Source organism: Jiangella sp. DSM 45060, assembly GCF_900105175.1.
Classification (GTDB): Bacteria; Actinomycetota; Actinomycetes; order Jiangellales; family Jiangellaceae; genus Jiangella.
The window spans coordinates 4,817,815-4,831,203 of record NZ_LT629771.1 but is presented as its reverse complement, the minus strand read 5'-3'; the positions used below and the strand labels follow the sequence as shown (position 1 = coordinate 4,831,203).

Genomic DNA, 13,389 nt, shown 5'->3' with positions numbered 1-13,389 from the left:
CGTCATCTACATCGTAGATGAAACCCCGCACAGAACCCGTCAGCCTGCCTGGCTGTCGCGCTCCTGGGCCCGCAGCGCGCGGTCGAGGTCGGCCAGGCCCTCGACGACGAGCCGCCGGGCGGCGTCGGGCAGCTCGGCCGTCTCGAGCCAGCCGCGCACCGTCGCGGCCGTGGCGGCGTCGGCCAGCAACCGCGGGAACAGCCCGACGACGATGGCCTGCGCGCTCTCGTTGGTCCGCTCCGCCCACACCCGCGGGACGGCGTCGAGGTACGGCTGGACGTACGCGCGCACCAGCTCGCGCTGCTCGGGCTGGGCGAAGCCGCGCACAGTCGCCGACAGCAGCGCGTTCGGCAGCTCGTCGGACTCGACGACGGCCTGCCAGGCGGCCGCCTTGGCGGCGTAGGACGGGACCGCCGCACGGGCGTACGCGGCCTGCCGCTGACCGGTGGCGGTGTTGTCGCGCTCGAGCTCGGCGTCGATGGCGTCGTCGCCGGCCACACCCAGCACGACCAGCCGCTGCAGCAGCGTCCACCGCAGGTCGGTGTCGACGACCAGGCCCGGCAGCAACTCTTCGTCGCCGTCGAGCAGCGCCCTGATCTCGGTGACGTGTTCGTCGCTGGCCGCGGCCGACACCCAGGCGCGGGTGAAGGCCAGCTGGCGGTCGCTGCCGGCCTCGGCCGACCCGGCCGACTGCCGCAGGGCCGCCGCCCACCGCGACGACAGCAGCGTCCGGTTGGCCGGCCACGCGTACAGCTCGATGGCCGCCCGGGCGGAGGCGAGCACGTGCTGCACCACGCCCATCGACGTCTCGCGCTCGATGCCGCCGAGCACCAGCTCGACGAACGAGCTGGCCGACATCTCGGCGTCGCGCAGCATGTCCGTCGCCGCCGTCCAGCACAGCGCCCGCGGCAGCGGGTCGAGCGACCCGATGGAGCGCACCACCGTCGCCAGCGAGCGGTCGTCGAGGCGCACCTTCGCGAACGTGAGGTCGTCGTCGTTGACCAGCAGGAGGTCGGGCTGGGTCTCGCCGCGCAGCTCGGCGACCTCGGTGCGCGGGCCGTCGACGTCCAGCTCGATGCGCCGCCGCCGCACCAGTACGCCGTCGTCGTCGTAGTCGTAGAGCCCGATCGCGGCCCGGTGCGACCGGATGGCCGGGTGCTCGGTCGCGGCCGTCTGCTCGATCGCCACCGACGTGTACGCGCCGGCGTTGTCGACGGTGACCACGGGGCGCAGCGTGTTGACGCCGGCCGTGCGCAGCCACTGCTCGTTCCACTCCGACAGGTCGCGGCCGCTGGTGCGCTCGAGGTGCGCGAACAGGTCGCCGAGCGAGGTGTTGCCCCACGCGTGCTCGGCGAAGTACGCCCGCACGCCCTCGAGGAACGCGTCGCGGCCTACCCAGGCGACCAGCTGCTTCAGCACGCTGGCGCCCTTGGCGTAGGTGATGCCGTCGAAGTTGACCTCGACGTCCTCGAGGTGGCGGATGTCGGCGGAGATCGGGTGGGTTGACGGCAGCTGGTCCTGGCGCAGCGCCCACAGCTTCTCGGTGACGGCGAACGTCGTCCAGCCGTCGGTCCACCGGGTCGCCTCGGACAGCGACAGCACCGACGCCCACGTCGCGAACGACTCGTTCAGCCACAGGTCGTCCCACCAGCGCATGGTGACGAGGTCGCCGAACCACATGTGCGCCATCTCGTGCAGGATCGTCTCGGCCCGGCGCTCGTAGGCGGCGTCGGTGACGCGGCTGCGGAAGACGTAGTCCTCGTGGTGGGTGACGGCGCCGGCGTTCTCCATGGCGCCCGCGTTGAACTCGGGGACGAACAGCTGGTCGTACTTCGCGAACGGGTAGGCCAGCCCGAACACGTCCTCGAAGAACGCGAAGCCGCGGCTGGTGACGTCGAACAGCTCGTCGGCGTCGAGGTGCTCGGCCAGCGACTTGCGGCAGTACAGCGCCAGCGGGATGGTCTTCTCCTTGCCGACGTGCTCGGACCGCTCGACGTGGTACGGACCTGCGACGATCGCCGTCACGTAGGTCGACAGCCGCGGCGTCGGCTCGAACGTCCACCGCTTCTTGCCGTGGCTGGCCTTTCCGGCCTTGCCCGGCGAGTTCGAGACGACCTGCCAGCCCGACGGCGCGTCGACCAGGAACGTCACCTCGGCCTTGAGATCGGGCTGCTCGAAGCAGGCGTAGACGCGGCGGGCATCGGCCACCTCGAACTGCGAGTACAGGTACACCTCGTCGTCGACCGGGTCGACGAACCGGTGCAGCCCTTCGCCGGTGTGCATGTAGGCGGCGTCGGCGACGACCTTGACCTCGTTCTCGCTGGTCAGGCCGGTGAGCCGGACCCTGGCGCCGTCGTACACGTCGGCAGGGTCGAGCGCGGTGCCGTTGAGGACGACCTCGTGCACCGTGGGCGCGATGAGGTCGAGCCAGGTCTCGGCGCCCTCGGTGGCGGCGAAGGTCGCCGTCGTCGTCGACCCGAAGGTGGTCTCGCCGCGGGTGAGATCCAGTTCGACGGTGTAGCGCACCGACGCGGGGTCGACGACGGATGCGCGGTCGCGTGCCTCGTCGCGGGTCAGGTTCGTGCCAGACATGGCCTCGATCCTGGCAGAACATCCGCCGCCGCGCTGGCCGTGGGCGCGGGAATCGACCGTGCCGTCGCGCGGTTGGCCAGATCGAGACCTCTTTGACGCGTCAATTGTGATGAAGGGCAACAGCATGAGCGAGACCACCCAGGTCGATTTCTGGTTCGACCCGATCTGCCCGTGGGCGTGGATGACGTCGCGCTGGATGATGGAGGTGGAACGGGTCCGGCCGGTCGAGGTGACGTGGCACGTGATGTCGCTGTCGTACCTCAACGCGGGGCGTGACCTGGGGGAGACGTACAACCGCCTGATGGCCGACAGCTGGGGGCCGGTGCGGGTCATCACGGCGGCGAAGGAGCTGCACGGCCAGCAGTGGGTGAAGCCGCTCTACGACGCCATGGGCACCCGGTTCCACCTCGGCGGCCAGGAGGACCGGTCGGTCGTCATCGCCGAGGCACTGGCCGAGGTCGGCCTGCCGGCGTCGCTGGCCGAGTACGCCGATTCAGACGAGTACGACGCCGCGCTGAAGGAGAGCCACCACGCCGGCATGGACCAGGTCGGCACCGAGGTCGGCACGCCCGTCCTCGCGGTCGAGGGCTACGCGTTCTTCGGCCCGGTCATGTCGCCCGCGCCGCGCGGCGACGAGGCCGGCCGCGTCTGGGACGGCGTGCGGGCGCTGGCCTCGTACGACGGCTTCTTCGAGCTCAAGCGGACGCGCACCCGCGAGCCCATCTTCGGCTGACGTACGGCAGACTGACGCCCATGCGCGTCCACGTCGGCTCCGACCATGCCGGATACGAGGTCAAGAACCGCCTCGTCGAGTTGCTCCGCGACGGCGGCCACGAGGTCGTCGACCACGGCCCGTTCGTCTACGACGAGCTGGACGACTACCCGACGTTCTGCCTGCGGGCGGGCGAGGGCGTGGCCGCCGACGACGGCAGCCTGGGCGTCGTCATCGGCGGCTCCGGCAACGGCGAGCAGATGGCCGCGAACAAGGTCAAGGGCATCCGGTCGGCGCTGGCGTGGTCCGAGGAGACCGCCCGGCTGGCACGCGAGCACAACGACGCCCGCGTGCTGGCCGTCGGCGCCCGCATGCACCCGTTCGACGACGTCGCGACGTTCGTGCGGACGTTCCTCGACACCCCGTTCTCCGGCAGCGAGCGGCACGCCCGCCGCATCGCCATGCTCAGCCGTTACGAGGCTGACGGCGAGCTTCCTCCGCTGCCGGCGCCGGCCGACTAGACCGCGGCGGCAGCGGCGTCTTCCCGATGCGCTCCAGCGCGGCCTCGATGTCGCCGGGGGCCGGGCGGGACACGTCGCGGGCCCGCATGGCCCGCGACACGCCGACCTGGGAGCGCCGGTCGACCTGGTCGAGCTTGCGGACGCCCTTCTCGCGATCGCTCACAGGAAGGACGGTACGTGCCCGAGGGCCATACGATCCACCGTCTGGCCGATGACGTGACCCGCGCCTTCGGCGGACGGGTCGTCGGCGTGTCCAGTCCGCAGGGCCGGTTCGCGGCCGGCGCCGCCGTCGTCTCCGGGTCCGTGCTGTCGCGGGCGGAGGCGCATGGGAAGCACCTGTTCATCGGCTTCGCCGGGCGGCGGTGGGTGCACGTGCACCTCGGGCTGTACGGGAAGTTCGACGTCTTCTCCGGTGCCCCGCCGGCCGGACCGGTCGTCGGTCAGGTGCGGATGCGGCTGGTGGCCGGGGCCGCGGCCGCCGGGCGCGCGGCCGCCGGGTCCGGGTACGCGGACCTGCGCGGGCCGACCCGGTGCGAGGTCGTCGGCGACGCCGAGAAGGACGCCGTCGCCGCCCGGCTCGGGCCGGACCCGCTGCGCGGCGACGATCCGGGGCGGGCGCTGGAGCGCATCGGGCGCAGCCGGGCGCCGATCGGCGTCCTCCTCATGGACCAGGCCGTCGTCGCCGGCGTCGGCAACGTGTACCGCGCGGAGTCGCTGTTCCGGGCGGGTGTCGACCCCGCCCGGACCGGCGCGTCCGTGCCGGAGCCCGTCCTGCGTTCGATCTGGGCCGACCTCGTCGGGCTCATGGAGCTGGGCGTGAAGACCGGCCGCATCGACACCGTCCGGCCCGAGCACGAGCCCGAGGCGATGGGCCGTCCGCCGCGCGTCGACGACCACGGCGGCGAGGTGTACGTCTACCGGCGGACGGGGCAGCCGTGCCTCGTCTGCGGCACGCCGGTCGCGGCCGGAAGAGCGGCGGCCCGGAACCTGTTCTGGTGCCCGAACTGCCAGCATTGACGCGCCCTGACGGGCAATTCTGTGTGATCTTCCTCCCACGCTCTTTTTGCCGCTAGGGTCCTCCGTGTGACGACCCGATCGGCTGGCGTGCTCGGGCTTGCCGGGGCGTTCTTCGGCGGGCGTCCGGCCAGCGCCCTGACGCGACGGCTCCTCCGCGAGCCCGTCGTCATGGCCGTTCTGCTCGCCTCCACCCTGCTGCTCGGGCTGTCGATGGTGCAGTGGGAGTCGATCGTGCCGGCCATCGCCCTCGTGCTGCCGCTGCTGTTCGGCGGGTTGTTCGTGCCGCCGCGGGCGCTGGCCTGGCTGGTCGGCGCCGTCGCGTTCTGCCTCCTCGCCGGCGGGGTCGTCATCGGCGGCGGCCAGACCTTCCTCGCCGTCACCGTCGTCGTCGGCATCACCGCCGTCGTCTCGCTCGGTCTCGCGCGGTCGCGGGCGCGGCTCGGCCTGCAGGGCACCATGGGCGAGTCGATGCTCGTCGACCTGCGTGACCGGCTGGCCGCCCAGGGCCGCATGCCGCAGCTCGGGCGCGGCTGGCAGATCGACCTCAAGCACCACGCCGCCGAACGCTCCAGCTTCTCCGGCGACTTCGCCGTCGCCTCCCGCTCCACCGACGGCCGCGACCTCGAACTGGCCCTCGTCGACGTGTCCGGCAAGGGGCACAACGCGGGCACCCGCGCGCTGCTGCTGTCCGGCGCGTTCGGAGGGCTGCTCGGCTCGCTGCCGCCCGACCAGTTCCTGCCCGCCGCCAACGCCTATCTGCTGCGGCAGCGCTGGCCCGAAGGCTTCGCCACCGCCGTCCACCTCGTCGTCGACCTCACCACCGGCGAGTACCAGGTCCGCTCGGCCGGCCATCCACCCGCCATCCACTTCCACGCCGGCTCCGGCCGCTGGGCCACCCTCGACACCGAGGGTGGCCTGCTCGGCGTCTACGAGCAGAAGCACTACGAGCCCGTCACCGGCCGCCTCCGCCCCGGCGACGCGCTCATGCTCTACACCGACGGACTGGTCGAAGCGCCGCGGCGCGACCTCTCCGACGGCATCGACAAGCTCCAGGGCGAGGCCGAGCGCCTGGTGGCGCGCGGCTTCGACGGCGGCGCCCAGAAGCTCATCAACGCCGTCGCCTCGTCCGACGCGGACGATCGCGCCCTGCTGCTGTTGTGGCGGACGTTTTGAGCTGCTTCGCCGCGTAGGGCTGAGCGGCCCCGCGCCCTTGCGGCCCTGCTCCCTTGCGGCCCTGCTCCCTTGCGGCCCGGCGCCCCGGTGGCCCCGGGCTCGGTGGCCCCGCGTCCTCGCGCCCCGATGGCCCCGCGCCCCGGGTGTTGGCCAGGCCGCGGCCGGCCCTCGTTCGCGCGGGGTGACGTCAGTGCCAACCGTTGGCATCTTCGTCACCACCCGCGTCGCCAACTCTCCTGCCCGCCGGCCGGCCCGGGGCGGGCCTGCGGGCTGATCGTGGTCAGCTGTGCCCACCGACCGCACCCAACTGTGGCGACACCTGTTGCTCGACCTCGTCCGCGGCCGCACTCAGCCAGCGCCTGCCCCGGAGCGGCCGGCCCTCGTTCGCGCGGGGTGACGTCAGCGCCAACCGTTGGCATCCTCGTCACCACCCGCAGCGCCAACTCTCCTGCCCGCCGGCCGGCCCGGGGCGGGCCTGCGGGCTGATCGTGGTCAGCTGTGCCCACCGACCGCACCCAACTGTGGCGACACCTGCTGCTCGACCTCGTCCGCTGCCACACCCAGCCAGCGCCCGCCCCGGAGCGGCCTGCCCCATGCGACGCGGGGTGACGTCAGCGCCAACCGTTGGCATCCTCGTCACCACCCGCAGCGCCAACTCTCCTGCCCGCCGGCCCTGGGCCGGCCTGCGGGCTGGTGTGGTCGGCCGTGCCCCGTACCCGCGCAGCGTCGCGGCGGCCTCGGCTCCGGTGTCGCCGGCGGATGCCTCAGCCTCGCGCCCCGCACGTCGCGCGGAGTGCTGCCGTACCAGGCGTTCACCGGCCGGCCAGCGCGTCCCACCCCGCCATCGTCAGATCGACCGTGCGCAGCAGCGCCGCCCGGCTCGCCCCCTCCAACGCCCGTACCGCGAGCCCCTGCACGTGCGCGTCGTAGTACTGCGCCAGCGTGTCGACGTCGTCGGACGGCAGTGGTTCGCCGTCGGCCGCGGCGGACCGGAGTCTCGTCCGCAGCACCGCCAGCCGATCCCGCCGGCTGCGCTCCAGGTACGCGAGCACCGTCGAGTCGGTCGGCGGGCAGCTCAGCGTCGCCCGGGTGAGTAGGCAGCCGCGGGGCCCGCCGCGCCGGGTGAACAACGCGACGTTCTCGCGCAGCAGCGCCTCGACGCCGCCGCGCGCCGTCGGCGCCTCGGCCAACGCCACGCCAGGCCGCCCGCCGTCGCCGTCCTGGTAGCGGTCGGCCGCCTGGCAGAACAGGGACGCCTTGGAACCGAACGCGGCGTACAGGCTCGGCGAGCCGATGCCCAGCACGTCCGTGAGGTCGGCGATCGACGTGTCCTGGTAACCGCGGGTCCAGAACAGCCGCATGGCGTCGTCGAGTGCCACGTCGCGGTCGAAGCTGCGTGGTCGCCCGCGCCCCATCCAGTCTCCTTTCTGTGTCGATCACTACATTAACCACTTGACGCCACCCGCCGCCACTGTTTTATTGTGTAGCAACCACTACAGAAAAAGGAGCGCGACATGTCCGGCGTGACGAAGGCGACCAGCGGCGACGACCTCGAATGGTTCCGCCGCCTCGATCAGAACCTGCAGCTGGCCGACGCGATCGACCAGCGCCACGATGCCGCGATGACCGTCGGCTTCGCCCGCTACGGCGCGGGTGAGTCGAATCCCTGGACGGTCTCGTACGACGAGGCGCTGGTCGTCACCCGCGGCCGGTTCAGTGTCGAGAGCGGCGGCACCGTCACCACCGCGGCCGCCGGCGAGGTCATCTACCTGCGCGCCGGCACCGACCTCGTCTACCGCGCCGACGAGGAGAGCGAGGTGGTCTATGTCTCGCATCCGCACTGGCTCGCGGCCACCGAGAGTTCGCCGTACGCCGGCCGCTTGGCCGAGTTCCAGCCCGCGACGAGCTGACGGCCGAAGACGTTCCCGTTGTCGGTGGGGAGGTGTTGTATATGAGGGCAGTCGCCGTTCGTCGTCATGGTGAGGGCGGCACCGGGCCGCCCGCGACGACCCTCGAAGGGGGACCGAGATGCAGTACCTGCTGCTGATCTACAGCGAGCCGGCCACCGAGGCGCCGGCCCAGAGCCAGATCGACGCCGAGATGGCCGAGTGGTTCGCGTACGACGAAGCCATCCGCAAGTCCGGTGTCTACGTCGACGGCAACGCGCTCGAGCCGACGTCCACCGCCACCACGCTACGGGTGAAGGACGGCGAGCGGGTGGTCACCGACGGGCCGTTCGCGGAGACCCGTGAGGTGCTCGGCGGCTACTACCTGGTCGACGTGCCCGACCTCGACACCGCGCTCGACTGGGCCGCCAAGTGCCCCGGGTCGCGGTACGGCTCCATGGAGATCCGCCCGATCACGGTGTTCGACCAGGGCTGACGGTGAACGGGTGGGCGGCCGACCCCGCCGAGGCGGTTTTCCGCGAGGAGTGGGGCCGGCTGCTCGCCACGCTCGTCCGCTGGGTCGGCGACTTCGACCTGGCCGAGGAGGTCGCGGCCGATGCCATCGCGGCGGCGGTCGAGCGCTGGCCGGTCGACGGCGTGCCGGAGCGGCCGGGCGCGTGGTTGCTGACGACGGCGCGGCGGCGGGCGGTCGACGTCCTGCGACGGCGGCAGAACTACGCGGCCAAGCTGGCGGTGCTGAAGGTCGAGGCCGAGCGCGACGAGCTGGCCCGGCTCTCGGAACCGGCCGGCGACGCCGGGCCCGACGTCATCGGCGACGACCGCCTGCGGCTGTTCTTCACCTGCTGCCATCCCGCGCTGGCCGCCGACGCGCGGGTCGCGTTGACGCTGCGTTACCTCGCCGGGCTGTCGACGGCGCAGGTGGCGCGGGCGTTCCTGGTGCCCGAGGGGACCATGGCGCAGCGGCTGGTGCGGGCGAAGCAGAAGATCGGCGTGGCCGGCATCCCGTACCGCGTGCCGTCGGCGACGGAGCTGCCCGGGCGGCTGCCGGCCGTGCTCAGCGTGGTGTACGTCGTGTTCACCGAGGCGTACGCGGCCAGCAACGGCGCCGCGCTGCTGCGCCCCGAGCTGGCCGACGAGGCGATCCGGCTGGCGCGCATCCTGCACCGCCTGCTCCCGGCCGAACCGGAGGTCACCGGGTTGCTGGCGCTGCTCCTCCTGGTCGACGCCCGCCGCGACGCCCGCGTCGACGACGCCGGCGACCTCGTGCTGCTCGACGACCAGGACCGATCTCGCTGGGACCGGGCCAAGATCGCCGAGGGTCAGGCGCTGGTGCTCGACGCGCTGCGGCACCGGCCGCCCGGTCCGTACGCGCTGCAGGCCGCCATCGCCGCCGTCCACGACGAGGCCCCGACGGCGGCCGCCACCGACTGGCCGCAGATCGTCGGCCTGTACGGCGTTCTCCGCGCCACCGCTCCTTCGCCGGTCGTCGACCTCAACCGCGCCGTCGCCGTCGCGATGGCGCACGGCCCGGCGGCCGGACTGGATCTGCTGGACGAACTGGCGGCGGGCGGCGCGCTGGACCGCTTCCATCCGCTGCACGCCGCCCGCGCCCGGCTGCTCGACCGGCTCGATCGCCCGGCCGACGCGGTCGCCGCCTACCGGCGGGCGCTCGAGCTGTGCGGGAACGACGCCGAACGGGCGTTCCTGCTGCGCTGCCTCACCGCCGCGGAACGGCGCCTCGGCCGGCCCGGCGGCCCCTGACCGTTGACCGACGACGCCGGCGCACCGCCGTCGTGTGGTCCCGGCGCCGGCACCACGTCCACCGGTTCCGGCGCGACGATGATCAGGACGCCGCCGCGGCGACTGCGCGATCGGACGCGTCGGTGCCGAGCGAGACGCCGATCGCGGCCAGTGCCTCCTGGACGACCTGCGGCGGCAGCGCCCGGGGCGTGATGCCGCGCCGCGCACACTCGGCCGCGGCGACGCCGGCCGCCTGGGCGGTGATCGCGCAGGCCGGTGTGTTGCGCGTCGAGGCGAACGCGCCGGCATCGACCGACAGACAACGGCCGGCGACCAGCAGGCCGTCCACGCCGCGAGGCAACAGGCACCGGTAGGGGATGCCGTAGCCGCTGCCGACGCCGATCATCGCGCCGCCTTCGCCGCCGGGCTCGTGGATGTCCAGGGGAGCGTTGGACAGTCCGATGGCGTCGGGGAACCGCGCTTCGGCGCGCACGTCGTCCTCCGTCAGCACGTAGTCGCCCGAGATGCGGCGGGTCTCGCGGACGCCGAGCACCGGCGCGACGTCGAGGAAGATGGCCGACTCCATGCCACGGACGTAGCGCTTCAGGAAGTCGAACGCGCAGTAGGCCTGCTTGCGCACCTCGATCGCCGCCCGGGTGCGGGTCCGGGGGTCGAGGGCGTTGCCCTGCACGCGAGTGGCGTTGACGTTGAGCTCGCCGGGCAGCAGTCCGGCCTTCATGTGCAGGTGGGTCTTCGGGATGATCCAGTCGAACCCGTCGCGTCGGGCGTCGGCGATGCGCTGCTCGAAGCCGGCCATGTAGAACTTCAGGACGTAGTCCTCGTTGTCCTGACCGGCTCCCTCCGGAATCACCAGCTCACGGATGTCGCCGGGGTGGTCCCGGCAGTCCTGCGCCAACTCCGCGAACTGGACGTTCAGGATGCGGAAGTAGCTGGTCATGGGCTGAACGTGCCCGTCGCCGGGGCGTCCGTACATGGAGTCGGCGCCGGCCAGCACCGCGACGTCGCCGTCGCCGCTGGCGTCGACGACGGTCGCGGCGGTGGCCAGGCACGGCCCGGCCTTCGTGTGCAGTTCGACGCCGCGGATCCGGTCGCCCTCGCGCAGTGCGCCGGTGACGTGGGCGAACAGCAGCACCTCGACACCGGCCTCCTCCAGCGTCTCGATGATGACGCGCTGCATGACCTCGGTGTCGAATACCCCGCTGTACGTGCCCCAGTGCGACTCCTGCACGTTGGGGTCGGCGCCGCCGTAGGCCGCCGCCCGCTCGATCAGGTCGAGGTACACGCCGGGCTGGACGATGCCGGTGGGCTTGGTGAGGCGTCCGCCGGTGATGAGACCGCCGAGGATGCCGCTGCTCTCCACCAGCAGGACCCGGGCGCCCGCCCGCGCCGCCGCGACGGAGGCGACGATGCCCGTGACTCCGGCGCCGGCCACGATGGTGTCGTACTCGCCGAGATGCTCCATGGGTTCCTCTCCGTAGCCCCGTGCGACCTCGCCCATGGACGTGAGCAGCGCGTTCACCGTCGGTGAAGGTCAAGGTCTTGACTCGATGTGACCTAGGTATACCATGACGCGATGTTGGTATACCACTTCGCGAGCCGGGGCCGGCCGTGAGCAACCTCAGCGGCGCCGACGCCGGAACACGCAAGTTCGAGGCCATCCGTCAGGAGCTGCGCACGCGGATCCTCGACGGTCGCTACGAGCCTGGGCAGCCCATTCCCGAACGGGTGATCGCCGAGGAGCTCGCCGTCAGCCGGGTGCCGGTGCGCGAGGCGCTCCGGCAACTGGAGCGCGACGGCCTCGTGTCGATCGTCGCGCAGCGCGGCGCGCAGGTGCGCCAGTTCAGCGCGGCGAACATGCAGAACCTGTACCAGGCGCGCGAGGCGCTGGAGGGCATGGCGGCACGGCTGGCCGCGGAGCGAGCCGACGAGACCCTCCTCGCCCCGTTCGTGACGCAGTTCGAAGGCCTGATCGACGGATCCATCACGATGAGCCCGGACGAGGAGTCCGCACTCGGCAACGACTTCCACGACGCCATCGCCCGGGGCAGCCGCAACGCCACGGTGATCGAGCTCATGGCGACCATCCACGACCGCGTGCGGCTGTGCCGCCGCCTGACCTATGGACACGCGTCGCCGGCCTGGGCGCGGCGGGCGGCGGAGGAGCACCTCGCCATCGCCGCGGCGATCGGACGCGGCGACCCCGACGGCGCCGAGCACGCCATGCGCACCCACGTCGCGACCTGGGCCGGCTTCCTGCGCTCGCACCTGGCCGGTGACAGTCCTCCGCCCCGGCCGTGAGGTGCGTCCAGCCGACTCGTCAGGGGCCCGATCAGCAGTGACCGAATCCGGAGCAGCACTCAACGAGGAGTAGTGATGCACATGGCAGCCACCGAATCCGGAGTACGCACCGCCCCAGTGCCCGAAGGATTCGGAGGCCACCTACGCTCCCTGGGCCCCGGCGTCGTGATGGCCCTGGCATGGATGAGCGCCGGCGACCTCGTCGCGTCGTCGGTGTCCGGCGCCGACTACGGGTACGTCCTCATCTGGGCGCTGGTCCTGTCGCTGCTGGCCCGGTACGTGTTCGTCGCCGCGATCGCGAAGTACGTCCTGTGCAACAACAGCTCGAGCAGCTCGATCATGGAGGGATTCGCCCGCATCTGGCGGCCGCTGCCGTTCATCGTCGGGCTGTGCGCGTTCATCCTCGGCTTCGGCTACGCGACGTACATCCTCAAGGGCGCCGGCACCGCCTTCTACGCCCTCATCGGGCGCCCGGGTGACTCCGAATGGGGCGTGTTCCTCTCGGTGGCCGGGCTGGTGGCGGTCACCCTGGTGCTGTTGTTCACCCGACGCCAGTACGCGACCCTGGAGTTCACGGCGCGTGCCGCGGCGGTCATCCTGCTCGGCAGCTTCGGTGCCGTCGCCCTCATCCAGGGCTTCGATCCCGTGGCCTTCGTGGAGGGGCTGGCGTTCCAGGTCCCGGAGAGCAAGGGCGGCATCGAGAGCCTGGTCATCGTCGCCGCGCTGATCGGCGGCGTCGGCGGATCGACGACGAACCTGATGTACAACTACTTCTTGCAGGACAAGGGCTGGCTCACTCCCGGCCACCGCAGGATCCAGCTGATCGACCTCTTCGTCGGCATCATGGTGATCCTCCTGATCAACCTCGCCATCTGGGTCACAGCGGCGGAGGCCGACGTCGCGGGCAGCGCCATCGACGACGTCGACGCGCTGGCGATGCTGCTGGGCAACACGATCGGGCAGATCGGCGAGGTGCTGTTCTGGATCGGCCTGTTCTTCATCACCTTCACGACGTTCCCGGCGTACTCGTACGGCCAGACGAAGCTCCTGATGGACGGGGCGGCGCACACCTTCCGGTCTCGCGCCGACGACCCGGACGAGCTCTCCAGCGCCGACTATGAGAAGCGGGCTTCGTTCCGGTGGCTGCAGGGCGGGTTCCTGCTCGTCCTGCCGGTCATGTTCTCAATACCGGCGATGCCCTCGTTCGTGGAGCTCACCATCTTCGTCAACGCCCTGGCCGCGGTGGCCGCGCCGGTCATCATCCTCGCGGTGATCATCCTGACGTCCAGCAGCAGGTTCGTCCTGCCGGCCTACGTCAATCGGTGGTGGACGACGGCCGCCTTGGTGGTCGTCGGCGGCATCGGCATCTGGGCGTCGTACCAAGCGATCGCCGGGATCTTCTTCTAGG

The 13,389-nt window shown here is 72.0% G+C and carries 12 protein-coding genes; 9 read left to right on the top strand and 3 right to left on the bottom strand.

The genetic code is table 11. The annotated features are described in order from the left end of the window. Positions 1–39: 39 nt before the first annotated feature. A complete protein-coding gene (gene pepN, locus BLU82_RS21475) occupies positions 40–2,592 on the bottom strand; it encodes an aminopeptidase N (RefSeq protein ID WP_092623104.1) in 2,553 nt (850 codons plus the stop codon). A gap of 124 nt (positions 2,593–2,716) precedes the next feature. Here pepN and BLU82_RS21470 point away from each other — a divergent pair, with 124 nt between their 5' ends. From BLU82_RS21470 to BLU82_RS21455, 4 genes are all read left to right on the top strand, one after another. Next, positions 2,717–3,325, top strand: coding sequence for a DsbA family protein (locus BLU82_RS21470; protein WP_092626110.1), 609 nt, complete (start codon positions 2,717–2,719; stop codon positions 3,323–3,325). Positions 3,326–3,345: 20 nt separating this feature from the next. Continuing rightward, positions 3,346–3,825 carry a ribose-5-phosphate isomerase gene (locus BLU82_RS21465; RefSeq protein WP_092623103.1) on the top strand — a complete coding sequence of 160 codons (480 nt, stop codon included), beginning with the start codon at positions 3,346–3,348 and terminating at the stop codon, positions 3,823–3,825. 177 nt (positions 3,826–4,002) lie between these two features. Further along, entirely contained in the window at positions 4,003–4,842 is an 840-nt protein-coding gene (locus BLU82_RS21460; RefSeq protein ID WP_092623102.1) for an Fpg/Nei family DNA glycosylase, read from the top strand. A gap of 66 nt (positions 4,843–4,908) precedes the next feature. Beyond that, the gene (locus BLU82_RS21455) at positions 4,909–6,015 is read left to right on the top strand and encodes a PP2C family protein-serine/threonine phosphatase (protein WP_092623101.1); all 1,107 of its coding nucleotides are present in this window, start codon (positions 4,909–4,911) and stop codon (positions 6,013–6,015) included. Between the two features lie 812 nt (positions 6,016–6,827). On the opposite strand, the gene BLU82_RS21450 is transcribed toward BLU82_RS21455, so the two are convergent. Then, complete coding sequence (locus BLU82_RS21450) at positions 6,828–7,430, bottom strand: TetR/AcrR family transcriptional regulator (RefSeq protein ID WP_092623100.1); 603 nt, start codon at positions 7,428–7,430, stop codon at positions 6,828–6,830. 99 nt (positions 7,431–7,529) lie between these two features. On the opposite strand from BLU82_RS21450, the gene BLU82_RS21445 reads away from it, so the two are divergent. From BLU82_RS21445 to BLU82_RS21435, 3 genes are all read left to right on the top strand, one after another. Continuing rightward, positions 7,530–7,925, top strand: coding sequence for a cupin (locus tag BLU82_RS21445; protein ID WP_092623099.1), 396 nt, complete (start codon positions 7,530–7,532; stop codon positions 7,923–7,925). Between the two features lie 118 nt (positions 7,926–8,043). Further along, positions 8,044–8,397: a YciI family protein gene (locus BLU82_RS21440; RefSeq protein WP_092623098.1), complete on the top strand. Its 354-nt coding sequence runs from the start codon at positions 8,044–8,046 to the stop codon at positions 8,395–8,397. A gap of 2 nt (positions 8,398–8,399) precedes the next feature. Further along, positions 8,400–9,683 (top strand): RNA polymerase sigma factor, encoded by a 1,284-nt coding sequence (locus BLU82_RS21435; RefSeq protein ID WP_197682378.1) that lies wholly within the window; start codon positions 8,400–8,402, stop codon positions 9,681–9,683. A gap of 82 nt (positions 9,684–9,765) precedes the next feature. Here the strand turns inward: BLU82_RS21435 and BLU82_RS21430 are convergent, their stop codons facing one another. Continuing rightward, positions 9,766–11,202: an FAD-dependent oxidoreductase gene (locus BLU82_RS21430; protein ID WP_092623097.1), complete on the bottom strand. Its 1,437-nt coding sequence runs from the start codon at positions 11,200–11,202 to the stop codon at positions 9,766–9,768. A gap of 89 nt (positions 11,203–11,291) precedes the next feature. Here BLU82_RS21430 and BLU82_RS21425 point away from each other — a divergent pair, with 89 nt between their 5' ends. Continuing rightward, a complete protein-coding gene (locus BLU82_RS21425; protein ID WP_092623096.1) occupies positions 11,292–11,981 on the top strand; it encodes a GntR family transcriptional regulator in 690 nt (229 codons plus the stop codon). Positions 11,982–12,056: 75 nt separating this feature from the next. Then, complete coding sequence (locus BLU82_RS21420) at positions 12,057–13,388, top strand: Nramp family divalent metal transporter (RefSeq protein WP_092623095.1); 1,332 nt, start codon at positions 12,057–12,059, stop codon at positions 13,386–13,388. Position 13,389 lies beyond the last annotated feature (1 nt).